22 protein-coding genes are annotated in these 23659 nt (G+C 69.8%); 14 read left to right on the forward strand and 8 right to left on the reverse strand.

The window, feature by feature from the left end; genetic code table 11:
• Positions 1 to 114 precede the first annotated feature (114 nt).
• From DEIPI_RS0125525 to DEIPI_RS0125540, 4 genes are read left to right on the forward strand one after another with little or no spacing between them, the layout of a single operon-like run.
• A complete protein-coding gene (locus DEIPI_RS0125525; RefSeq protein WP_027483647.1) occupies positions 115 to 2751 on the forward strand; it encodes an RHS repeat domain-containing protein in 2637 nt (878 codons plus the stop codon).
• Positions 2748 to 3233, forward strand: coding sequence for a cupin domain-containing protein (locus DEIPI_RS0125530; protein ID WP_157464087.1), 486 nt, complete (start codon positions 2748 to 2750; stop codon positions 3231 to 3233). The genes DEIPI_RS0125525 and DEIPI_RS0125530 overlap by 4 nt, the downstream gene beginning before the upstream one ends.
• A gap of 31 nt (positions 3234 to 3264) precedes the next feature.
• Positions 3265 to 4203, forward strand: coding sequence for a hypothetical protein (locus tag DEIPI_RS40675; protein ID WP_169737219.1), 939 nt, complete (start codon positions 3265 to 3267; stop codon positions 4201 to 4203).
• A gap of 1 nt (position 4204) precedes the next feature.
• Positions 4205 to 4804: a GNAT family N-acetyltransferase gene (locus DEIPI_RS0125540; protein ID WP_027483650.1), complete on the forward strand. Its 600-nt coding sequence runs from the start codon at positions 4205 to 4207 to the stop codon at positions 4802 to 4804.
• On the opposite strand, the gene DEIPI_RS0125545 is transcribed toward DEIPI_RS0125540, so the two are convergent.
• The 3 genes from DEIPI_RS0125545 to DEIPI_RS0125555 form a co-directional block, all read right to left on the reverse strand.
• Positions 4764 to 7010 carry a LuxR C-terminal-related transcriptional regulator gene (locus DEIPI_RS0125545; RefSeq protein ID WP_169737220.1) on the reverse strand — a complete coding sequence of 749 codons (2247 nt, stop codon included), beginning with the start codon at positions 7008 to 7010 and terminating at the stop codon, positions 4764 to 4766. The two genes, DEIPI_RS0125540 and DEIPI_RS0125545, sit on opposite strands and share 41 nt — an antisense overlap.
• Before the next feature lie 157 nt (positions 7011 to 7167).
• Complete coding sequence (locus DEIPI_RS0125550; RefSeq protein WP_027483652.1) at positions 7168 to 7557, reverse strand: tautomerase family protein; 390 nt, start codon at positions 7555 to 7557, stop codon at positions 7168 to 7170.
• 266 nt (positions 7558 to 7823) lie between these two features.
• A complete protein-coding gene (locus DEIPI_RS0125555; protein WP_027483653.1) occupies positions 7824 to 8741 on the reverse strand; it encodes a LysR family transcriptional regulator in 918 nt (305 codons plus the stop codon).
• Between the two features lie 124 nt (positions 8742 to 8865).
• Between DEIPI_RS0125555 and DEIPI_RS34655 the strand changes: the two genes are divergently transcribed.
• The 9 genes from DEIPI_RS34655 (at position 8866) to DEIPI_RS38490 (ending at position 19034) form a co-directional block, all read left to right on the forward strand.
• Positions 8866 to 9126, forward strand: a complete 261-nt coding sequence (locus tag DEIPI_RS34655; protein WP_052352024.1) for a hypothetical protein — start codon at positions 8866 to 8868, stop codon at positions 9124 to 9126.
• A 1017-nt stretch (positions 9127 to 10143) separates the two neighbouring features.
• Entirely contained in the window at positions 10144 to 10437 is a 294-nt protein-coding gene (locus DEIPI_RS0125565) for a hypothetical protein (RefSeq protein WP_027483654.1), read from the forward strand.
• Positions 10438 to 10448: 11 nt separating this feature from the next.
• Positions 10449 to 12353: an ATP-binding protein gene (locus tag DEIPI_RS41750; protein WP_027483655.1), complete on the forward strand. Its 1905-nt coding sequence runs from the start codon at positions 10449 to 10451 to the stop codon at positions 12351 to 12353.
• A gap of 167 nt (positions 12354 to 12520) precedes the next feature.
• Positions 12521 to 13789 (forward strand): tetratricopeptide repeat protein, encoded by a 1269-nt coding sequence (locus tag DEIPI_RS41755; RefSeq protein WP_027483656.1) that lies wholly within the window; start codon positions 12521 to 12523, stop codon positions 13787 to 13789.
• Positions 13790 to 13837: 48 nt separating this feature from the next.
• Positions 13838 to 15895, forward strand: coding sequence for a BTAD domain-containing putative transcriptional regulator (locus DEIPI_RS0125580; protein ID WP_027483657.1), 2058 nt, complete (start codon positions 13838 to 13840; stop codon positions 15893 to 15895).
• A gap of 291 nt (positions 15896 to 16186) precedes the next feature.
• Complete coding sequence (locus DEIPI_RS0125585) at positions 16187 to 17104, forward strand: hypothetical protein (RefSeq protein WP_027483658.1); 918 nt, start codon at positions 16187 to 16189, stop codon at positions 17102 to 17104.
• Between the two features lie 23 nt (positions 17105 to 17127).
• A complete protein-coding gene (locus DEIPI_RS34660; protein ID WP_157464089.1) occupies positions 17128 to 18411 on the forward strand; it encodes a hypothetical protein in 1284 nt (427 codons plus the stop codon).
• Positions 18408 to 18695, forward strand: a complete 288-nt coding sequence (locus DEIPI_RS0125595) for a hypothetical protein (RefSeq protein ID WP_027483659.1) — start codon at positions 18408 to 18410, stop codon at positions 18693 to 18695. Before DEIPI_RS34660 ends, DEIPI_RS0125595 begins: the two co-directional genes overlap by 4 nt.
• A 177-nt stretch (positions 18696 to 18872) precedes the next feature.
• Entirely contained in the window at positions 18873 to 19034 is a 162-nt protein-coding gene (locus tag DEIPI_RS38490; RefSeq protein WP_157464091.1) for a hypothetical protein, read from the forward strand.
• Positions 19035 to 19427: 393 nt separating this feature from the next.
• Here DEIPI_RS38490 and DEIPI_RS0125610 read toward each other — a convergent pair whose 3' ends face one another.
• Positions 19428 to 19772, reverse strand: coding sequence for a hypothetical protein (locus tag DEIPI_RS0125610; RefSeq protein WP_027483660.1), 345 nt, complete (start codon positions 19770 to 19772; stop codon positions 19428 to 19430).
• A gap of 336 nt (positions 19773 to 20108) precedes the next feature.
• Positions 20109 to 20507, reverse strand: coding sequence for a hypothetical protein (locus DEIPI_RS0125615; protein ID WP_157464093.1), 399 nt, complete (start codon positions 20505 to 20507; stop codon positions 20109 to 20111).
• A 202-nt stretch (positions 20508 to 20709) separates the two neighbouring features.
• Here DEIPI_RS0125615 and DEIPI_RS38495 point away from each other — a divergent pair, with 202 nt between their 5' ends.
• Entirely contained in the window at positions 20710 to 21282 is a 573-nt protein-coding gene (locus DEIPI_RS38495) for a hypothetical protein (RefSeq protein WP_157464095.1), read from the forward strand.
• Positions 21283 to 21347: 65 nt separating this feature from the next.
• On the opposite strand, the gene DEIPI_RS0125620 is transcribed toward DEIPI_RS38495, so the two are convergent.
• From DEIPI_RS0125620 to DEIPI_RS0125630, 3 genes are all read right to left on the reverse strand, one after another.
• On the reverse strand, positions 21348 to 22286 hold the full coding sequence (locus DEIPI_RS0125620; RefSeq protein ID WP_027483662.1) for an aldo/keto reductase: 939 nt from the start codon (positions 22284 to 22286) through the stop codon (positions 21348 to 21350).
• Between the two features lie 364 nt (positions 22287 to 22650).
• Entirely contained in the window at positions 22651 to 23022 is a 372-nt protein-coding gene (locus tag DEIPI_RS0125625; RefSeq protein WP_157464097.1) for a hypothetical protein, read from the reverse strand.
• Between the two features lie 148 nt (positions 23023 to 23170).
• A complete protein-coding gene (locus tag DEIPI_RS0125630; RefSeq protein WP_045235205.1) occupies positions 23171 to 23656 on the reverse strand; it encodes a nuclear transport factor 2 family protein in 486 nt (161 codons plus the stop codon).
• Between the last annotated feature and the right edge of the window lie 3 nt (positions 23657 to 23659).

Genomic DNA, 23659 nt, shown 5'->3' on the forward strand with positions numbered 1-23659 from the left:
CGGTGGGCGCGTCGTTCGTTTCATCCGAAGGGGTCAGGTTGAACCGAACGATGCCGATCCGGACGCGCGCCCCTACCGTGAGCCTCACAGCGCGAGCCGCTGGGGAGGAACCGTATGCGAACGAATCACCTGAAGCCGATGGCGTCGCTGCTCGCCGCGAGCATCCTGCAGGCCTGCGGGAACGCGCCCGCGCCCTCCGGAGGGCACGATCTCGTGACGCTCACCCTGCGCGCGCCGCTCCGGGACGTCACGGGTGCCGGCGTCACGCCGCAGGCCGTACCGACCGCACCTGAAGGGTCCAGCGCCGTGCAGCTCGTGCGGGTCCGGGTCTTCACGAGCGACGGGACACCCGTGAAGTTCGACGCGCGACACCAGGCGGACCCGAGCGGCACGCTCGACACCATCGACCTCACGCCGAGCGCGAGCAGTGTGTCCGTCAGCCTCGTTCCGGGCGAGTACGTCTTCCAGTCCGCCGGGCGGGGCGGCACGCCCGACTCGGCGCTGCTCGCCTTCGGTCGTCAGGAGCACCAGAACGTCGTCGCGAACGGCGTGGTGACCCTGAAGCTCACGACGCTGCTCGACCCGGCCGCGCTGACCCTCACGACCGCGCTGCCCATGAACGCCGCTCGGCCCGGCCAGACCTTCGACACGCGCCTCACCGTCCGCACGCTCCGGAGTGGCGACGCGCGGTACGACGTGCCGCTGTCCGACTTCAGCGCCGCGTACCAGCCCACGGGCGGGGTCATCGCGGGCTCGAGCAACCTCGGCGCGCGCGTTCACGTCGACGACGCTCCCACCGCGACGGCGTTCAAGCTGGACGCGGACGTCAATGGACTCGTGGCGGGTGGAAGTGACGTCGCGCAGCCCGGCGCGGGCGCCGCGCACCTCACGCTGCCGTTCGTCGCGGCGGGCAGCATGAACGTGGACCTCACCGCGCCGGCCCTCACGGCGGCCGCTTCGAGCGACGGCGTGACGGGCACCGCCGGGGACGACGTGGGCCTCGCGCGACTCGACGTGTACGACGGCCCGGTGATCGTCGCGAGCACTGCCGAGGGCGCGCCCGCCAAGGTCACCTTCGACGTGGACGCGTCCGGACACGTCACGCCCACGTGGCGCGCCCCGCTCACGCTGGACGCGGGCGCGCACGCCCTCACGGTCGTCGCGACCGACTCCAGCGGCAACGAGACCCGCCAGGCGCTCGACGTGACGGGCGCGGGCGCGCCCGTCACGGTCACCAGCACGCCCGACTGGGGCGCCGCGACGGCGGACACGATCAGCGCGCGGAACGGCGGGACGCTCAGCACGACCGGCGCGGACGGCACGACCTACACCCTGACCTTTCCGCCGGACGCCCTCGTGGACGACACGCAGATCACCATGACGCCCCTCGCGGACGTCACGGGCCTGCCGTTCAGCGGCGGCCTCGCGGGCGCCGTGAAGCTCGAACCGGACGGTCTGCGGCTGCAGCGTCCCGCGCGGCTCACCATCACGCCCGCGCGGGCCGTGTCGGCCGCGCGGCTGTCCGTGTTCTCCTACGAGGGCGCCGGGGATCACGTGGGCGTGCCGTTGCTGGACCCCTCCACCACGACCTCGTCGGTCACGCTGAACCTGCTGCACTTCAGCGGGTACGGCGTGAGCGACGGCAGCAGCGCCGAACGTGACGCGCTCGCCGCGCAGGCCGTGAAGTACGGCGCCGAGGCGTACGGGATGGAACTCGCCGCGCTCCTCAACGCGCAGCGCGTCGCCGAACTGCAGGGCCTGCCCGGTGACCCGAACTTCGCGTGGCGGCTGCACGACATCCTCGACCGGGCGTACCAGGACACCGTCGCGCCCTACCTGGGTCAGCTCGCGTCCAGCTGCGGCGCGCTCGACACGCTCTTTCCCGCGATGCTGAGCTGGACGCGCACGGCGACGCTGCTGTACGGGGGTGACGGCGACGCTTTCCTGCCGCAGCAGACGGCCATCACGGACGCCGCCGTGTCGTCCGTGGGAGTCTGCCTGCGCGAGGAGACGCAGCCCTGCGTGGCGTCCGACGCGGCGTCCCTGAAGCACCTGCTGCTCACCGCGCGCCGCGCGGAACTGCTCGGCGTGCCCGGCAACGTCCTCACGGCCTCCACGTGCGGCTGGAGCGGACGACTCGGCCGCACGGTGCTGCAGCACGTCGCGCTCACCCCGCAGTGGAACGTCACGGAGACCCGCGACCGGAAGGTGACGCTCGACATCAGGCTCAGCCCGCCCAGCGTGGCCGAGGCGATCGACTCGCTGCGCGGCGTCACGAGTCACCGGAACGAGACGACCTCCACGTACGACGCCTCGTACGTCCTGGTCGTCACCGGCGGCGGTCCGGACGAGATCAGCGAAAACGGCAAGGTCGTGTGCTCCGGCGGGTACAGCCGCCTCCACACGGACGGCTCGGAGGAGCACGGCGACACGCACGACGGCGCCGGCGGGGCCGTCACGTTCGGCGACGGCCGCTGGGTCATCAACTATGGCGGACCGACGATCTTCACCACCTCCCAGCGCGTCATCACGGATGTCGACTCGTACGACTGCTCAACCTACCTGAACCAGAACACCGTCACGACGTACCCGCCCCAGCAGCAGGGAGAGGGCCTCGGACTGTACGTCGAGGTCAGCGGCGACGCGCTCGCATCCGCGTTGCACGGCTCCATCAAGGGCCCGGAGGACGGTGGCGGCACCTCCGACGTGATCACCTACGACCTCACGCGCACCTCCCGCTCGGCCCCATGAGCGACGCGTCCCTCCCTCGAGACGCCGCGCAGGCCGTTGTGTCGCACCCCGGGGAGCGGCACGTCCTGACCTTCGGCGCCTGCCGCATCGCCTACGTTCACGCCGACACCTCCGAGGACACGACGCTGCTCGAACTCCTCCTGCCCGCCGCGTTCGACGAGTGGCCCCGCCTCACCTTCCACGAGGTGCGCGTGACGTACTTCGTCGTGTCGGGCCGCATGACGTACACCTGCGGTGGGCGGGGCGTCGCCCTCGCCCTGCCCGAGACGTCGCTGGTGGTGCCCGCGGGCTGCTCCCACAGGATCGGCACGCCGGACGATGGCGACGCGCACGTGCTGCTGATCGCCCGACATGCGGGACTGCGTCAGTACTTCGAGGCGCTCGCTGCGCTGCGCGCCCGCTCACGTGAGTGGCCGCCACGCCCGCCTGAGCCCCTCGCCGTCCTCGACCGCAGGTACAACGTCAGCCGGAACGACCCCTGAACGTGTTTTCCACGCTCTCACGGAGACGATCATGTCCACCAGAACGAACAGGTCCGCCCGGTTTGCCCTTGGGCTCGCCCTCAACGCTCTCCTGACCTTGACGGTCGTGGCGAACGCCGCCGACGACCTCACGTCCCTCAGCGACGAATTCACCGATGCTCACTCCCTGACTGACTGGCGGCGAGCGGACGAGCTCGAAGGCTGGCCGTCCCGCTGGAAGACGCTGGACGTCGACACGACTGCCCCCGGCCGCCTGTTCGTCGAGCCGCGCACCAGCGAATGGTTCGGCGACTGGCAGGCACCGCTGCTGTTCAAGCCCGTCACGGGTGATTTCGTGGTGACGGCGCGTGTCCACGCGCGCGGCCGCGCCACGGACGTCCCGATCCGTTCGTTTTCCCTCCTGGGCCTCATGGCCCGCTCGCCTCGTACGGACAGCGCCGCCGACTGGCATCCCGGACGTGAGAACTGGCTGTTCGTCGCTGTCGGCACCGGTGACGGCGGCACCCCGCAGTTCGAGGTGAAGTCGACCGTCGACAGCGTGTCCACGCTGCACCTCACCCCCGCTCGTGCGGGCTGGGTGGAACTGCGACTCGTGCGGATCGGGTCGTCGTTCGTTCTGCTGAGCCGATGCGGGAGCGACCCCTGGGCGCTGCGGGGAGAGCTCGAACGACCCGACCTGCCCGCCACGCTGCAAGTCGGACTCGACGCCTACACCGACCACGACACCATCCTGAAGTACCTGCGGCGCGGCGCGTACGATCCCGTGTGGGCGAACGGGCATGTCCTTCCGGACGAGCAGCCCGACCTGCGCGGCGAAGTGGAGTTCGTCCGATTCGAACGTCCCGACGTGCCCGCCGCGTGGCGTACCCTCCGTCTCACGAACGTCCCCGAAGAGGACCTCCTGCGTGTGCTGGGGAGCTCCTCGCCCGACCAGCCTTCGACCAGCCTTGACACTCCCGGAGAACCCTGACGTGACCATCCCGACCCTCTTCACCTCCCGTCTCACGCTCCGCGCCTTCCACGAGTCCGACGCCTCTCAAGCCGAGCGGCTCACCTCCGAGGAGGCGGTGGCGCGCTTCACCTTCGTTCCGCGTCCCTCCCCGGTCGGCGGCGCTCGCTCATGGATCGCGGGCCACGAGCAGGACGCCCTCGCGCGACGCCGGTATTCCTGGGCGGTCGTCCGTGAGGCTGCCCTCGTCGGCGGCGTGGAACTGGCCTTCGACGACGTTCACGGCTGGGCCGAGCTGGGCTTCTGGCTGGGCGTGCCGTATCAGCGTCTCGGGTACGCGTCGGAAGCGGCGGCGTGCGCGCTGACGTACGCTTTCGAAGCGGATGTTGCCCTTCGGCGTGTCCAGGCGGCCGTCTTTGTCGAGAACACGTCGTCACGCGCCCTGCTTGAACGTCTCGGCTTTCGGTGCGAAGGTGTCCTGCGGGCCCTCGGTCGCCCGGGGCCGCATCGCGGTGGCGACATGGCCATGTACGCGATGACCCGCGAGGACTTCGTACGCGAGATCGCGCGGCGCTCGCCCGTCACTCGTCCAGCCAGCCTCGTTCCACGGCGATCCTCGTGAGCATCACGCGCGTCGTGATGCCGAGCTTCGAGAAGACGGTTCTCAGGTGCGCGTTCACGGTGGGGACGCTCACGCCGAGACCACGCGCGATCAGCTGGTTGCTCCGACCCTGCGCGACGAGACGCACCACGTCGAGTTCACGGGGCGTGAGGTCGTACAGGGCGTCCCACGTGGGGGCCGAGCCGCCCGTGGTACCGGCGGGAGGATCGGGAGGACGCGCCTCGATCGGCAGGGCCAGTCGGCGCGCGAGGTCGTCCTGTCGAACCTGGTTTCCGACACGTGTCCACCCGTCGAGCGCGTCGGTCCAGCGGGCGCGCGCCTCGTCCGGGCGGCGCTCGCGCGCCGCGAGCGTGCCCAGGGCCTCGAGGTGTTGCGCCACGAGGGCGTCCGCCCCGATGGCCCGACCGATCCTCAGGCCCTCGTCGAGGTGCGTCCTGGCGAGGTCGAACTGCCCCTCGTCGAGTTCCAGCAGGGCGAGGGCGTGCAGCGCGGAGCATTCCACCTGTCGCGCGTGCAGCGCGCGTGAATCGTGCAGGGCGCGGGTGAGGCGTGCGCGCGCCTCGTCACGTCTTCCCGCGAGCCGCTCGAGGTTCCCGAGGTGCGTCTCGCGGAGCGCCACCAGCACCGGCCGGTGTCGCGTCCGCGCGCCGTCGAGGGCCGCCTGGAGGTCCTGCCGGGCGTGGGTGAGGTCGCCGAGCGTCATGAGCGCCACACCGCGCGTGGCGAGGCTGGCGTGCACGCCGAGATCGTCACCGGCTCGTCCTGCGGCGTCGAGGCTGTTCGTCGCGAACTCCCGTGCGCGCGCGGGGTCGCCACGGGTGAGCGCGAGGTGCGCGAGGCCCCGCAGGGCGTCCGCGGTGCCCTTCGCGCTGAGGGTCGCGTCCGCGTGCGTGAGGGCGCGAGCGTGGTACGCTTCGGCGGCGCGCGTGTCGCCCTGCCGCCACGCGAGCAGACCGGCGAGGCCGAGCACGTCAGGCTCGCCCGGTGCGTCCGGGAAGCGCGCCAGCCACGCTTCGGCCCACCCTCGTCCCTCGTGGAAATGCCCTCGGACGAGCCAGTACTGACCGAGGACGCGGAGCATCCCGAGCGCCTCGTCCTGCGCGCGGGCGTCGAGCGTCCAGGTCAGGGCGGCGCGGACGTCCGGCAGGACCGCGTCGATGTCCCTCAGGTACTCGGGCTGGCATTGCCGTTCCAGTGAAGCCCACGCGGCCTGAACGGTCCGACTCACCCACCGGGCGTGCGCCGCGCGGGCCGCCGCGTCCGCTGCCTGTTCGGAGAGGACTTCGAGGGCGTACTCCCGGACCGGTTCGAGCAGCCGGAACGTGTCCTGATCGTCCGCGAGCGCCCAGCCGTGCTCGACGAGCGCGGAGAGAGCGTCGAGCGTCGCGACGCCCTCGAAGGCGTCCAGCGCGGCCCGGGCGGTGAAGGGCCCCCGGAAGACACCGAGGTGAGCGAGGAGACGCCGCTCCGTGGGGTCGAGCAGCGCGAATCCCCAGTCGAGCGTGGCGCGCAACGTCCGCTGCCGCGCCGGGAGGTCGCGCGCGCCGCGCGTGAGAAAGTCGAGCTGGGCGTCGAGGTGGTCACGCAACGCGGCCAGCGACATCAGGCGTGCGCGCGTGGCGGCCAGTTCGATGCCGAGCGGCCATCCCCCGAGACGTCGGACGATGCTCGCCGCGAGGGTGAGTGTCTCGGGTGTCCACTCCGGTGCGGAGGCCTGCGCGCCGACACGCTCGACGAAGAGCTGCACGGCAGGACTCTCCTTGAGACGGTCCGGTCGACCGTCGTCTTCCCTGGAAGGCAACGCCAGGGGCAGGACGGGCACCTCGTGCTCGCCGGTCAGTTGCAGCGGTGACCGGCTGGTGACGAGGAGTTTCGTGCGGGGCGCGGCGACGAGGACGTCCGAGACGAAGGACGCGGCGTCCAGGAGATGCTCGAAGTTGTCGAGGATCAACAGCGTCTCCCGCTCCGAGAGCGCGCGCAGCACCGTCGAGGCTGGGTCGCCGTCCACGGGAAGGTCGAGGTGACGCGCCACCGCTCGCGGTACACCGTCCACGTCCACGACGTCCGCGAGCGGCACCAGCACCGCGCCGTCCGGGAAGACGCCGTGCAGCGTGACGCGCACCTGCTCGGCGAGGGTGGTCTTGCCCATGCCGCCGAAGCCGGTCAGGGTCACGAGCGCCACGTCGTCGCGCGTCAGAAGCGTCACGCAGCGCTCCAGGTCGAGCTTCCGCCCGATGGGATCGACGTGGCGTCGCGGCAGGTCAGGAGGCCGGGGGTCGTGCGTGTTCGTCATGGCGTCGCTCGCGGTCCCACCCGAGGTCGATCAGGGCGTCCGTCCTCCGTGCAGGTCAGGCCGGACGGGCTCACACGTCCACGTCGTAGGGCAGCCGGAGCTGATCCCCGGTGACGCCCCGGATGCCCCAGTGCTCTCGGGGCGCCTCGATCAGCACCACCTCGACGTTGCGCGGCGCGATCCCGAGCTCCCGCTCGAAGAGGTCGAACACGACCTCAAGGAAGTGACGTTTCGCGTTCGCGCTGCGGCCGGTGAACAGCAGCACCTCCACGATGGTGTACGTCCCGTCCCGATCCGCCGGGGTGATGAAGTCGTCCCGATCGAGCAGGAAGAAGCGGTGGAAACGCTTGTCGTCGGGAAGCCCGAACGCCTGCACGGCCGCCTGATGCAGGACGTCGGAGACCTCGCGGCGACGCGTCCGAAGGTGTTCTCGGTGCCCGTATATCTTCATCTGGGTCATCAGGTCTTCTCCTCGTCGGTGGGTCGGACTGCCCGCAGCGTACGAGACGCAACGGCCGCGCCGCATCGTTCGTTTCAACCTGTCCCGTGAACCTCGTGCGGGGCGAGCTGCTCGCCCCTGACCGAGCGTCCGCGCGTGGACCCGGACGCTCGGCTCGTGCAGGTGTTTTGTCTGTGACCGCGAGCGTTTCGAACGCCGACCTTGCTGGTACGGCGAGCGCCGGAGCGAGCTTCGGGCGGGCCGGTGGATGAGCTGGAGCGGCACCTTCAGCGTCGACGGTGGGTCTGAAGTTCGGGTCCGGAGGGGAGCCTCGCGGCATGAGCCCGCACCATGGTCACGAAGACCTTGACGTGCGGCAGGTTCGCCCGGCCCACCCGGACCACGACCCCCAGGGTACGGACGAGCGGTTCCGGCAGCGGCAGCGCCTGCAACCCCGGCGGCAGGGGGTCGTACGCGAGGCCGGGCATGATCGACACGCCGACGCCATGCTCGACCATCCTGAGGATCATGGCGTCCTCCGCGACCTCGCTGAAGGACTCGACGCCGACGTGGCGCGCGGTGAGGTGCGCGCGCGTGCGGAAGTGACAGCTGTTCGCGGCCGGGGGAAGGATCAGGTGTTCGCCCCGCAGGTCCTCCCAGGAAAGCCGCCCGGGCTGACGGTCGCGAGGAACGATCAGGCGGTATTCGTCCTGGAGCAGCGGCCACGCGAGCAGCCCTTCGCCGACGGGCAGGTCGATCAGGGCGACGTCCGCGCGTCCGGAGCGCACGAGGTGCTCGCCGCCGTGACCGTCCCCTTCCGCGTCGTGGATGCGGACCTGCAGGTCCGGGTGGGCGCGGCGGAGTTCGGCGAGGACGCCCGGGAGCAGGTGCGTGCCGATGCTGCGGTACGTCGCGATGTTGAGGGTGGCCGACAGGTGCGTGTCCTCCTGCACGGCGAGTTGCACGTCGCTCGCGGCGAGCACGGCCGAGCGGGCGTGGTCGAGCGCGCGCGCTCCCGCGGGCGTGAGGGTCACGCCCACGCGTGACCTTCGCAGCAGGGTGTGCCCGAGGGCGCGTTCGAGGGTCGCGACGGCCTCGCTGAGGCTGCTCTGCGACATCTGCAGGGTCGCGGCGGCCTCGCTGAAGCTGCCGAGCTCGGCGACGCTGACGAACAGCCGCAGTTGCGCGAGGGTGGGGCTGGACATGCTTCCAGTGTAGGCGCCTCGAACCCAGCAGTATCGGATTTTCCGATGGGAGGGGCGCGGGTGCGGTTCGATGCCGATGGTTCCGGATCCCGGCGAGGCGCAGCATGAGCACAGGAGGTGGAGCGTGCGTGAGGACCGTTCCTCGAAGGTGTTCGGCACGGTGTTCCTGGAGATCGTGATGCCCCCCGAGGTGACGAGCACCCCCCGGGTGGACGGCTGGACGTTACGGGTCTGGCCCGTCGCGCGGCTCGGAGACGGCACCCTCGAAGCGGAACCCGACCTTCCCGGCGCGTGCCTGACGTTCCTGATCGGACGTCTGCGGGCCGCTGGCATCACACCGCTGGTTCCGCCGAGTGACGGCGCGATCTCCCGGCCGTCGACCTGATGGAATCAAACCCGTTCAGGTCGAGGAGTGCGTTCGTGATGGGGTGGCGTCACCTGCCGTGGCAGGGGAGACCGAGCCCAACGTGTCCGGTACCGTGGCTGACGGAGAACCCACGAGCGGCAGCAGGCATCGCCATGCCGCACGACTGCCTGTGCAGCCGGCGGGTACGCTCGCCAGCGTGGCGCGCGACCCCGGCAAGGGGGAGTCGTTGCGGTGCAGGTCTCTGCCCTGCACAACACCTCACTGACCACCACGCAGGGCCGGAGGCGGGCGGCCCCGCATCGACGACCGCCTCACCCTGGAAGGCATTCTCTTCGTGCTTCACACCCGTACTTCCTGACGCCACCTGCCTCGACAACTCTGCCACGACCGTGGAATGACGTGGCGTCGGGGCGTCCCGGGCTGTTGCTGGCGAAGGCTCGTCGAGTGGCAGCAGGCGGGTGTGTGGCCCGCGCTCCGTCGTGTTCTGCTCGATCGTCTCCACGCGTTCGGCGTCCTTGACTGGAGCCGCGCCTCACTTGACTCCGCGACCGTCGCTTCACCCTGCGGCGGTCAGCACGGGAGCCCGGATTCCACCAGCCGGGGAAGGCTGGGCTGCGAATCACACGTCGTCGATCGAAACGGCTTCCCGCTCGCCGTGGTCGGCTCCTCGGATGATACGTCACGGCCATGCGGGGGCTCGCGCGTGCCGGAACTCGTTTCGAGGGCTCAAGAACGACACACATCGAGAGGTTGGCAGGTCAGCGGACAGAGGAGCCCCTCCCTTTCTTCCATAACACATATAACGGAGAAAAGATGGTGAGGAGCTCGCTCCATTCCCGTGACCAACACCCCACGCCGAACGAACCCAAACCCCTACGTCCGGTGGCGCGACATCCCTCCTCGCCGCCCGTGAGCTTTCCGTGCAGGCACTCGCGAACCAACCCGTGAAGCCCAGGAGAGTCCGAATACGCTTCGGACGGTGCCGGCCCGACCGTCGTCGGCCTCGACGGACACGGTGACCTCGCCGCGCCCGGCATGGGTGAAGTGCACGCCGCCCGGGTTGACCTCGGCGCCTGGCACACGAGGACGTGCTCGGTCACCTGCCCGGTGCTCGCGGGCGGCTATCCTGCGGGCGCGCTGGGCTCGACGGTCACTAACGAAGCGGACCGTCCGGGCGCCCCTGGCGTCCTCGGCGACGACGACGACGATGCCCCGACCGGACTGAAGGCCGCGGACGAGGACACGGAGCCTGGGAGCGGGCGCACCATCGAAATGGGTCCGCACCTCGCGCCGACGGTGTTCATGTGCGGCGAGGTTCACCTGCGATAGCTTGAGCTGGAATGGACGCGTCGCGAAGATGGCGGCTGGCCGTGCTGGGCACCCCGAAGCTCACCGCGCCGGACGGTCGGGCGTTTCGCTGTGAGGGCCGGACGCTCGCGTTGTTGACGTACCTCTCGCTCGAAGGTCCGGTGCCGCGCGCGCGTCTCGCGACCTTGTTGTGGCCTGACCGTGCGGAGTCCGCGTCGCGCAACAACCTCGTGCAGCTGCTTCGCCGGATGACCGGCACGTACGGGGAGGCGCTCGTGCTCGCCACGGACACGCTGACCCTCGCGCCGCAGGTGCAGGTGGACGCGCGCGACGTGCTCGGCGGCGCGGTGGACGTCCTCGACGGCGTCCTGCTCGACCACGACCGCTTCGAGGAGATGCCGGACTTCTCGGACTGGCTGGAGGTGCAGCGTGAGCAGCTCGATCAGCGCCGCGCGCATCTGCTCGTGGAGCGCGCCGCGCGGCTGGAAGCGCAGGGTGAGTACGGTCAGGCCGTCGAGGTCGCGTGGCGCGCGTTGAGCTTCGATCCCGTCTCGGAAAGCGTGCACCGCCGTGTGATGCGGCTGCTGTACCTCGACGGTCAACCCACGCAGGCGTTGCGGGTCTACGAACGTCTGAGGGACGTCCTGCGCGAAGCGCTGCGGACGGAGCCGATGCCGGAAACGCGGGAGTTGGCGCGGCTGATCGGACGCAGCGAGCAGCTGCCGCTCGTGGTCCCGGCACGCTCACCGGCGCGGGTCGTTCCCACGACGACCGTCCTGACCGGTCGTGAGCGCGAATGGGCGGCGCTGGAACGCGCGTGGCAGGACGGACGGTTCATCATCGTCCGTGGGGAAGCCGGGATGGGCAAATCGAGGCTCGCCCTCGACTTCGCTCAGAGCAAGGGGCGGGTCCTGACACTGGAAGGACGTCCGGGCGATCACCTCGCGCCGTACACGACGGCCGCGCGGAACGTGCGGCGCGTCCTGAACCTCGCGAAGCCCGACCTGCCCGACTGGGCACGCCGCTCGCTGACGTGGCTGCTGCCTGACCTCGCCGTGAGCGGCGAAGCGCCGCTCGAGCGTGCGGACGCGCGGCTGCATGACGCCATCCGCTCCGTCTTCCAGGTGGGTCTCGCGCAGGTGGACGTGTGTCTGTTCGACGACATCCACTACGTGGACGACGCGACCATCGAGGCGGGGTTCGTGCTGATCGACGCGGTGTTCCCGCTCGGACGGCCGGGTGGGCTGCCGCACTTCGTGGCGGTGCACCGCGATGACGAGCTGTCGCCGTTCACGCGGTCCGTCTTCGAGGGGATGGTGAGCGCGGGGCAGGCCGCGTGGATCGAGCTGGGCGCGCTCGACGAGGACGCCGCGCGTGCGCTGCTCATGAACCTGAACGTCACGGTCGAAGGGGCACTCGCGTCGACGCTCGTTCAGGCCGCCGGAGGCAACCCGCTCTTTCTGCTCGAGGGCGTTCAGTCGCTGCGTGACGCGCCGCCGGGCGAGGGAGGCGCGCCGCCCCTGCCGGGCAAGGTGGGCGCGCTCATCACCCGGCGGCTTTCTCGCCTGTCGAACGTCGCGGTGCACGCGGCGCGCGCGAGCGCGGTGCTGCGGCGTGACTTCTCACCGGAGCTCGTCGCGGCCATGCTGTCCGCGCCGCTGCTGGAGGTGGTCGCGGCGTGGGAGGAGCTGGAGGCCGCGCAGATCGTGCGGGGTGAGCGGTTCGTTCATGACCTGATCGGCGAGGCGATCTTCACGGACATCCCGAGCGCGACGCGGCGTCTGCTGCAGCGCGCGGCGGCGCGTGTTCTCGCGGAGTCACGGCGCGCCGCCCGCCGTGATCGCGCGGCACTGGGTGGACGCCGGGCTGGACACGCAGGCCACCCCGTGGCTGCTGCGCGCCGCCCGCGCGGCGCAGGCGTCCCTTCGCCTTCATGAGGCGGCGGCTCACTTCGATCACGCGGCGCGTCTGCTGCACGCTCAGGGCGACCCGGACGCGGCGTTCGAGGTGTGGGTGCAGGCCGCGCGGGCGCTCGCGCCGAGCGACGACCGGCGAGCTGCGTCAGTGCGCCCTCAACGTCGTGCTGGAGCGGGCATCGACGCCCGTGCAGGCCGCGCTGGCGTGGCAGCTGCAGGCGGAGGTGTTCAACATGTGCGGTGAGGGGCGCCGCGCGGAAGTCGCCGCGCGGCGTGGTCTGGACGCCCTCGCCGGGCACGCGGCGCCGGAGGTGCACGCGAACCTGCTCGCCGACCTTGGCGCGGCGTTCTGGGCGCAGGACCGCGGGGTGGAAGCCCGTGACGCGCTCGAGGAAGCGGTGCGCCGTCTCGAACCGCTCGGGGAGACGGAGGCGCTGGCCAGCAACCTGAGCAGCCTGGCGGTGGTGCTCGACCATCAGGACCGGCACCGTGAAGCCGAAGGGTACCACCGGCGTGCCTGCGCGCTGCTGGAACGCCTCGGGGACACCGCGAACCTGCTGGTGGCGTTGCGGAACCTCTCGGTGTGCCTGAGTGACCTCGGGCGGGTGCGTGAAGCGCTCGGGCTGCTGGAGCGCGCGCGAACCCTGGAGGGAAACGCGGAGGGCCTGTGGAGCAGCCCGACCGGTCACGCGCTGCTCGCGTTCGCGTACGCGGATCTCGGTGAGTACTCGGCCGCGCTGGCCTCCTTCGCCCAGGCGCGCGCGCTGGGAGAGCGGCCGCACGTCTGGCTGCCCGCGTACTACCGCGCGTGCGAAGCGGAGGTCTGGCTCACCCTCGGTGAGGTCGAGCGCGCGCGGCCCCTGCTGAGCGCCGCTCTGGACGTGCCGGAAATGCCGGACACCTTTCGGCTGCGGGCGCTGCTCAGCCTCGCTCGCCTCGAGGTGAGCCGCGGTGAGGACGGCACGGACCTCCTCGAGACCGCGCGGGCGTTGCTGGACGAGGGCGGGGGCGGCCGTCCCCTGTGGCGGGCACGTTACCTGCTCGCGCGCGCCGAGGCGTCCACACCACTCGAGGCGCTGCGGTACGCGCAGGGCGCGCTCGACGTCGCCCGCACGCACGAGCTGGGTCAGTACGAACTGACGGCCGAACTGCGCGTCACGCGCGCGCTGCTGACGTTGGGTCGTCATGCGGACGCCCTCACGCACGCGGAGCGCGCCGCGCGGTTGCTCGAGCACGTCACGGCCGCGGACATGACGCGCGGTGAGGCGCTGCTCATCGTCCACGACGCGCGGCGCAGCAACGGCCGTGCGGACGCCGCCGCCACGCTGGAGGACGCCCGTCGCTGGCTGCGCGACACGGCCGAACGGCACGTTCCCGAAGGCGCCCGCGAGCGGTTCGTGCGTGCCCATCCCGTCCACCGCGCCCTCACGAACGGCGCGACGAACGCGAACGGCTGAGGGACCGCGCGCCTCACGTCCGGACGTCACCTTTGGTACTGTCGAGGCATGTCGACACGCTCAGCCGGATGGCGGCTGGAGTTGCTGGGCCCACCACGTCTCGTCGGACCGGACGGTCGGGTCGTGCCGTGCGAACGAAAGACGGCCGCGCTGCTCGCCTACCTCGCCCTCGAGGGTCCCACCGCGCGCGCTCGACTGGTCGCGCTGCTCTGGCCGGACACCCCCGGAGCGGTCGGCAGGAACAACCTGCTGCACCTGCTGCGCCGTCTACGCGCCGCGTGCGGCGCCGACATCACCAGGGCGGGCGATCCGCTGGCCCTGACGGACGACGTCAGCGTGGACGTCAGCGTGCTGAGCGACGAGCACGCGACGCGCGCGCTGCCGGGCGGCGCCTTTCTCGACGGCGTCGACCTCGACGTCTGCCCTGACCTGCACGAGTGGCTCCTCGCCCGACGTGACCTGACCAGCACGCGGCGGGCGCACGCCTACCGGACAGGCGCGCGGCAACTCGAGCAGCAGGGTCGGTGGCTCGAAGCGATCGCGCTCACCGAGCGTCTGCTCACCCTCGACCCTCTCGACGAGGACGCGCACCGCACCCTGATGCGTCTCCACTACCACAACGGTGATCGTCCCGCCGCCCTGCGCGCCTACCACCGCTGCAAGAGCGCGCTGCAGCGTGAACTGGACACCGAACCTTCAGCGCAGACCGCCCGGCTCGCTCGGCGCATCGACCAGGGGAACCTGCACGTCGAGCGCGACGTGAGCGTCACGCCCCCGACGCAGCTTCCGGTGAGCGTGCTGCGCCCACCCACCCTGCTCGGCCGTGAAGCCGCCTGGGCGCAACTGGAGGACGCCTGGACCGCCGGCAAGCTGATCTACCTCACGGGCGACCCGGGGGTCGGCAAGACTCGCCTCGCGCAGGACTTCGTGCGCAGCAAGGGACGCGCGCTGTACCTGCCCGCCCGGCCCGGCCTGCGGGACATCCCGTACGGCAGCGCCGCCCGGAACGCCCGCGCGCGTCTCGCGGCCGCGCCGCACGCGCAGCTGCCCGACTGGGCTCGACGCGGCCTGTCACGCGTCCTGCCCGAACTGCGTGACGGCGAGGACCTGCCGCCCCTCGTCGGCGATCAGGACCGCCTGCAGTTCTTCGCCGCGCACATGGAGATGGTGCGGCTCACCTCCCCCGGCTTCGCGGGCGTCATCACCGACGACACCCAGTACTACGATCTGGCGACCGTGGAGCTCGGCACGTACATGCTGTCCCGCGCGCCGCTCGGCGCCCGTGAAGGCATGCCGCGGCACATCTCCATCTTCCGGCGTGGGGAACTCACGCCCGAAGCGTTCGCCACGGTCGATCATCTCGTCCGGTCGGGCGTCGCGGTCCTCGTCGAACTCACCGGACTCGACGACGACGCCCTGCACGACCTGCTGCGCGACCTCGAACTGCCCGATCCGGCCGCGCTGCTCGGTCCCCTGCGGCGCGTGACGGGCGGCAACCCGCAGTTCGTGCTCGAAGCCGTGAAGAACGTGTACGAACGCGGCACGCTCGACCCGGACGACCTGGCGCTCGGCGCGCCCACCACGGTGCTCGCCACGATCACCGAACGACTCGACCGACTGCCCGAGGAGACGCTGCAGGTGGCGCGTGCCGCCGCCGTGCTGCGCGCCGACTTCACCATCGAGCTCGTCGCGCAGGTGCTCGGCACGTCCCTGCTCGACACGGCCTCCGCCTGGGACGAGCTGGAGGCGGCGCACGTCATGACCGGGGAGCGCTTCGCGCACGACCTCGTCCTCGAAGCGGTCCTCGCGGGCATCCCGGTCACGGTGAGTCGACTGCTGCACCGCGCGGGCGCGCGGGCGCTCGCACGGATGGACGCCGAACCCGCCCGCGTCGCGAGGCACTGGCAGGAGGGCGGCGATCTCCGGCAGGCGGCGCCGTGGCTGCTGCGCTCCGGCGAAGCCGCGCAGCGCTCCATGCGGTCGAGCGAGGCGAGGCGGGCGTACGACGAGGCGCTGCGGGCGTACGTGGCCGTCGACGACACGCAGGGCGCCCAGAAGGCCGAACAGGCGCTCGACGCGCTCGCGCGGCAGTTCACGACGACCTGACCTCCTCGCGCCGCACCTGATCGGCGCCACGGACGCGTGACGCGAAGGTGGTCAGGCGCGCGTCCGCGCGTTCAGGACGACGTCGGGCGTCTCATCACGCCGCCGTCATGCCGGCCGTGACCGCCGTCCGCGCGTGTGTCCGGGCGCGTCGTCACGTCCGAGCAGAGTACGAGCGTGTCGTCCGGACCGCAGGGGAACCGGCCGGGCAACATCGGCGTGTCAGGGTGCCGCCCCTACAGTGCCGTTGCACACCACGAGACGGTCCGACCCGACCGGCACAAGGAGAACCACATGCGGACAACCACACTGCTCGGCGCGTTCCTCATCTCCACCAGCCTGCTCACCGCCTGCGGCACCCCACCCGTCACCACACCCGCCCCACTTCCCGGCGGCGGCATCAACCAGCCGACACCGCAGCCGGGCACACGGACCATCAGCGGCACCGTGACCGCGCCCGGAAGCGCGGACGTGCAGGGCACGTACCTCATCGTCTGCCCCGTCAAAAACGACGCCTGTGACTGGGACAACGCGGACGGCGTCGTCATCGAGCAGACGGGCCGTCAGGCGACCTTCACGACCGGCACGCTCGCCGACGGCGAGTACGCCGTGATCGCGTGGAAGGACAACGCACCCAAAGGCGAGTTCGGCGCGGAGGACAACCTCGGCATCTACAGCCCGGACGAGAAGACCCTCGGCCGCGTCCGCCCCTCCACCGCGAACGTGAACGTCACGATGCTCGCCTTCGACGAACCTGGCGCGGCCACCCCACCCGCCGACGCGCCCCGCACCGCCGTCCCCGCCGAGCTCGTCGGCAAGTGGAGCACGACGGGCACCAGCGGCGGCGGGTACTACAACCCGGTGAGCGGCACGTGGACGCCGGGCAACGGGAACGGCATGTGGTACCAGATCAACGCGGACGGCACCTTCGTGTTCAGCAGCTACATCGAATCGAACATGTACGGCTGCAACATCAACTTCTTCAAGTACCACACGGGCACCGTCGCGGTGCAGGGCGACCGGGTCGTGTTCACCGCGACCAACGCGACACAGAAGTTCGAGGACACCTGCAACGCCTCACGCAGCTACGAGAAGCAGTGGTACCCCAACCCGGACCAGTACAGGTGGGGCGTGGGCGTCCGTGACGGCCGGTCCGCCATGGTCCTCGTGGAGGACGGCAAGCAGGAAGGCCTGTTCTTCTACCGCGACTGAAACGACACCCGGGAGAAATGATGATGCGTCCACCTGTCCTGCTCCACCGTCACCTGCTGCCCGGCCTGCTGCTCGGCGCGACCCTCGTCGCGTGCGGCGCCGCGCCCACCGAACAGCGCGACGCCGCACCGACGACCTTCCCGGTCGGCACGCCCACCGGCGACGCGCGCCACGTCACCATCGGTCCCGAAGGCGGCACGCTCACGTCAGCGGACGGCGCGCTCACCGTCACCGTTCCCGCCGGCGCGCTCGACGCTCCGACCGACCTCAGCGTGCAGCCCATCACACGCACCGCGCCACGAGCCGGTGGCGGCGCGTACCGCCTCGGACCCGAAGGCGTCACCTTCAGGCAGAACGTCCACCTCACCTTCGCGTACGACCCCACGTTCGGCGGCGCCCTGAGCGTCGCCTCACAGGACGCCACGGGCGCCTGGCAGGCGCACCTCGACACCACGCAGGACCGGAGCGCCCGCACCGTCTCGGTCCGGACGAACCACTTCAGCGACTGGACCTGGGCCGAGGCGTTCAAGCTCGACCCGCAGCAGACCTCCGTCAAGGTCGGGCAGCGCGTCAAGTTGACCCTGGTGACCTGCGTCGGTCCCACCACCGACACGGACACGCTGCTCGCTCCCCTCGTCACGTCCTGCGCGCCGTACACGCTGACGCCCTTCACCCGCGACTGGTCCGTCAACGGCACGGCCGGAGGTGACGCCACGAACGGCCACGTGAGCAAGGACGAAGCGAACGTCGCGAGCGGCACGTACACCGCGCCCACCCAAAAGCCGGACATCAACCCGGTCGCGGTCAGCGTGGACGTCGTACCCAACGAAACGGGCCGCAACACCCTGCGGCTCATCTCGAACGTGACCGTCACCGACGACGGCGGCGCGTGCGAGGAGGTGTTCGAAGGTCAGTTCAAGTGCGTCTACCCCCTGAGAACATGGAACGGCCACGACCTGCCGTACAACCTGCCGAACACCAGCCCGTACGGGCAGACGTCACGTGACCGCCTCACCGGAGGGTACCTGCAGCTCAACGCGAGCGCCGAGGGCCTCGCGCTGGGGACGGGCACGTACGAGATCCGCTACGAGTTCGATCACGACGCGGGCGGCGGACGAACCGATCACGACACCCTCAACGACGTGGGCCACTTCGACACGAACCTCGCGGGTACGGTCACGACCTTCACCTCCGTCGGGAAGGTGACGTACACCGGCACCCTCAGATCGGGAGGCGCCTCCGTCCAGGGTTTCCCCATGGCCACCCCGACCTTCTCCGGTGACGTCGACCTCTATTTCGGCTCGTGATCCGAACACCCCGGCGCGCGAAGGGCAAGGTCAGCGCGGACCCATCGCTCGACGTGGAACCCGGCGAGGAGACGAGGATGGAGATGGACGTCGAGACGACCGACAACCGACGAGCGCTCACGCCCGACGGACGCGTGTACGTGCTGCGCCTCTGGTACGAAGGCGCCGCCGAGGGACCGACCTGGCGAGCGTCCATCCGGCAGGGTTCGTCCGGTGAGCGGCGGTACTTCCTGAGCGTGGACGAGTGTCTGGAGCACCTGTACGCGGAGCTGCTGCGCGGCTGAGCACCAAACGGATCGAAGGGACGTCAGGGCGTCGTCACAGGTGACGGCCCTGACGTCCCTCACGCGCCGCCCTCGCCCGTCGGGAGGTCACCGCGGCCCGATCTGCTCGACCGTCCGGGCCGCGCGCACCCGAGGTCGGACCGGAGCACGACGACGATCACACCGGGCGCCGTCACGATGACGAGCACACCCCTCGACCTCGCGACGGTCCCGCGTGGCGAACTCGCGAAGGTGTTCGCCCTGCCGGAGAACAGGTCGTCCTTCGTCACGGTCGGGCAGGTGCCGACCGGCACGCCGCTCGCGCTGACGATCAGCCTGAGGGACGCCGTGAACCGTTGAAGCGTCACGGGTCGTCAGCGAGCAGGACGTCGTCGCTCATCAAGCACGATGTGGGCGACGTGTTCGGATGGGGCCCCTCCACGGTGACGGTTGATGCGCTCGACCTGCGCGCGCATCCGGAGGTGTTCCCCGCCACATGGACGCGCGTATCGACGCCGCCTGCACGGTTCAGGCACATGACGGCCCCGTGCGATTCCGGTTCTCAGTCTCTGGAGGGCGTCGTCTGGAACGAACGGGCGAAGCTCTACCTGTTCTCGCAGGGCGACCGGCCGCCCGTGTACGACGTGACGACCAGACGCTGGAACGGCGTGACTGATCCGGCCGCCGCCCTTCGGGTGGCCTTTCAGGTGGTGCTCAGCTTCCAGCGCTCATGCAGCGCACCGACTCAGCGGGTCATTCCATGTGCGCCTGAGTCGAGCGCCGACCCTGACGACCCAGCCACAAGACACCGAGCGCACTGAAGAGCCCGATCGACGTCAGCACCACGACGTCGTAGGTGGCGCCCGCCGACCACGTCCAACCGCTGAACGCCAGCAGGATCGCCGAGTAACCAACGAGTTGGACCCGCTCGTTCCATCGGGTCACCAACAGCGTCAATCCCTGTACAGCGGTCATCACGAACATGGCCACCTGCAGGGAAGGCGTGGGGTGCGGGCTGGCGAACTGACGGACGCCGTCGGGCGCCATCATGAGCGCACAGAGCATGTAGATCAGGCCTTTCGCGTTCCGGTCACGCACACCTCAATGTACAGGCAACGCCAGTCGGTTTCATCGATGGAGACCCGTAACGCCCGAAAACGAAAGGTCTCAGCCCGGGTAGAAGAAGGCGAACATTAAAAACGGGAGTCGTGCTGCAAGGAACGCGAGGGACGTCGCCCTACCGAGTCAGAAGAACGTCCGTCGACGTTGTGCGTGCGTAAAGCAGGAAGGCAAGGGGCGCGACCGCACCACCGATCCAAATCAGAAGAACCTAACGGTCACTCACGACACGAGCGTACTGTGCCGCGCCTACTCCACGACCGACATCCGGAGCTGTCGACCATGCCACGAACATGCTTCCGGCGACCTGCTCACTTAACGAGTCCGAATGGTGCCAATCCACAGTTCAGCGTGCATCTGGCCGTCGTCCGGCCACTGCTGGGTAAGGATCTTGCCATCCACAATCACCTCACGGTTCACGAACGGAGCGACCATGTCACGCGCGGCGGGCATCGGCAACGTTTCAGTCGCCGTGACGAGCTGGTAGTCGCGCCCGCCGATCTTGTTCGGAGTGGGGTCACCAAGCGCGCGCACGCGCACGATGCCCTCAAACGTCGCCTCAGGTCCATCGATTGTCGTGTACGTCGCGCTGCCAGCATGAACCACGAGTGGCCCAAGAGCGGACGGGGTTCCCGGAGCACCGCATGCAGTGAGCGTCGAGGCGATCACCATTGCGAGGGCGCGGACGTGACGGTTCGAGGTGAGGCCGTGCATGCGCTCAGCGTACTGAGCCGCCCGCAGGACCACCTTCATTCGAAGTTCAGCAGCTCCCTTGTCGCCTGGAGGCACGATAGGCCTCCAGCTTCGTCGCGCCTGACCCAAGGCAGTATCGTGCCCCTTCTGGTGCGTGGTGGCACAGCACCGTGCGCCAGGTCTGCAGCCTCCCCCAGCGAGATCAGGGTTTATCCTGGTCTCGATGCTTGTTTTCCTCATTCTTTTACTTTTTGGGTTGCTCGGCATCACATTTACTATTTTGGGATTAATTTTATTTTACATTGAGGTGTTTATGGCGGGGACCAAGTATGATGAAAATCGATTCCCTGTTGTTGACGCTACTGTCGTCTCGATTGGGTCTACCTCTGCTGGCTCCGAAAGCCTTGAGCCAAGGGCTGGCTGGTATCACGAAAACGCAGAGGCATACGTCCTGGTGCAGTTCATGACTGATCGTGGGCCGGCGTCTGCTCGCGTTCAACCATTGGCTCTTTTAAATCTTACAGTGACAAAAACGCCTGACATGGATTGGGGTGATTTTATCAAAAAAATGCCCGACTTAGCCATTGCCGCAGCGGAAAAGGTCATATCTATAGGCGATGTGTTAGATGTCAGATACGACCCCAACACAATTCACTTGGGCAATCAGGTCGCCAGAGACCGTGGCGCCGTCGCGATGGACACTCAGCCCTCACGACTGGGCAAGGTCGTCATGTCTGTAGGGATGGTACTGGCAGGTTTACTCGTGTGTGCATTTGTGCGCTTCTCAGTTGGGTAAATCCGGCCGCCCGATAAGACCGAATACCCGCCTCAAGCCGGACGAGCCGGACGCTTCCTCTCACTTCAGGCGGTGAGGGCGTTCACCTCCGCCAGCTCGTCGGACGTCAGGGTCCACGAAGCCGCCGCGACATTCGCGTCGATCTGCTCAGGTCGGGTGGCGCCCGCGATCACGCTGCTCGTCACGTCGTTCGCGAGCAGCCACGCGAACGCGAGGTCCAGCAGTGTCCGACCTCGCGACGCCGCGAACACGCGCAGGTCCTCCACGACGCGCCAGTTGCGCTCCGTGAGATAACGGTCCCGCGCGCCCGGCGAGCCCGTCAGACGCGCCCCTTCCGGCAGGGGCTGACCCGCGTGGTACTTGCCGCTCAGCAGACCGCTCGCGAGGGGGAAGTACGGCAGGAGGCCCAGGCCGAGGTCCCGCATGGTCGGGATGAGGTCGCGCTCCACGTCCCGGACGAGGAGGCTGTACTCGTCCTGACAGCTCGTGAAGCGCGTCAGATCACGCGACCGCGCGACCTCATCGGCGGCGCGCACACCCTCGGCGTTCATGTTCGACACGCCCACGAAGCGCACGAGGCCCGCCCGGACGGCCTCGTCGAGCGCGCCGAGCGTGTCCTCCACGGGCGTGGAGGGGTCGGGTCGGTGCAGCTGGTACAGGTCGAGGTGGTCCGTGCCGAGCCGGCGGAGGCTCGCCTCCAGCGCCTGGCGGACGTACTCGGGCCGTCCGCCCTGCTGCTGACCGCCGTCGTCCATCGGCGCGCCGAACTTGCTCGCGAGGATCACCCGGGCGCGTTCGCTGCCGAGCGCGCGGCCGAGCATCGTCTCGGATCCGCCGCGGTTGCCGTAGACGTCCGCGGTGTCGAAGAGCGTGATGCCCGCGTCGAGGGCGCGGCGCACCACGGCGGTGGTGGCGTCCTGGTCGAGGCGGGCGCCGAAGTTGTTGCAGCCGAGTCCGACTTCGGAGACGAGCAGGCCGGAGTGACCCAGGGGTCGTTGTCGCATGACGGCACTCTACCCCGCCCGGGGCGCGGGCGCGTTCCTGCTCGGTGGCGCCTCCGTCCGCGTCATCTTGGTGTCGAGGGGCGTCGGCACCCAGGGGCGGACGCGGAAGAAGTCGTTCCTGACCGACACGGCCGCGCGTGGCGTTCAGACTGCGTGTACGTTCGCGGCCCACGTTCTGTTCGTCGTTTACGCTCGATGCACCAGGTGGCGGCGCTCCGCGTGGGCGTCACAAAGGGCTCTCGGCCTCCCGGGCCAAACGACCATGGGCGCCCCCGATGTACTTCGGGGGCATCTTCAAACCAACGGCCGCGTCACTTCCCCGGCCAGATGTCACCGGCGAGGCGAACCGGACAGTCACGCCCGCTCAATCGTCCGTCGGATCGTGTCGCCTACCCGCGTCGTGACGCTCGAAGTCGTACTCCGCCAGACGCCGGGTCGCGCCTTCCATCCGCTCCATGAGCCACATCGCTGCGCGCGAGGCGCCCGCGAGGGCCAGGAGCATCACCTCGTGCTGCCGCGCCTTGACCGGCACGAAGTACCGGTCGCACTCCCCGATGCCGGGGTGCGGGACGCGTCCGTCGCCGCCCACCTCCATCAGCAGGGCGTTCGTGCGGCGCTGCTCGGCGCGCAGGCTGAACAGCTGCCGGACGTGCAGCGTGAACGCGACGCTCAGCACGACAAGCGCCACCCCCGGGGACCGCGGGTGTGATGCTGGTTCGGGCCGGTCGAGTGGCATGCGTCCAGCGTGAAGGGCGGGGTCGTGCCCGTGCTGGACTTGAGGCGGACCACGAGGCGAATGAGGCGGGCGACTCTTCACCAGATGGGCGAACGCTCGCAGGGGGTGTCCGGCGGCACGTCACGCGTCCTTCCTGGGTGCCCGGACGTTACCGCGTGTCCCGCATGCTTCCGACGTCCCCTGTCCGCCAGGTCACGTCGTTCCTCAGTTCCGAGATGCGCCAGCCCTCGGTGGTGCGCCGCAGGGCCGCACGAACGACGCCACCCGCGGTGAATGAGCGGTCCTGCAGGTTTGCGTCGGCGGGACGGTCGTTCCAGAGGTGAATCGCGATGAGGTTCGCGCGGACGATCGCGGTCGCGCCTTCGATGTCGACGTCGTGACCGCCGAGGAGGTGCTGGGTGGCGGCGAAGCGGGTAAAGCTGCGGGCGTGACTCTCCACGATGGCCGTCCGTCCCACCGTCACCGCGCCGTTAGGGCGAATGACGCGGATGTCAGGCGTGACGACCCGGTCGAAGGTGGCTTCCGTGTACTGCCGGTCGTCTAGGGCCCTGAAGTACCTGTCGACGACGCGGATGATTCGCGCGTCGTCCAGCCATCGCTGGAGTTCGGCCGGGTCGAGGTCGTGTGGTGTCATGAG

The organism is Deinococcus pimensis DSM 21231, from assembly GCF_000519345.1.
Lineage (GTDB): Bacteria > Deinococcota > Deinococci > Deinococcales > Deinococcaceae > Deinococcus_A > Deinococcus_A pimensis.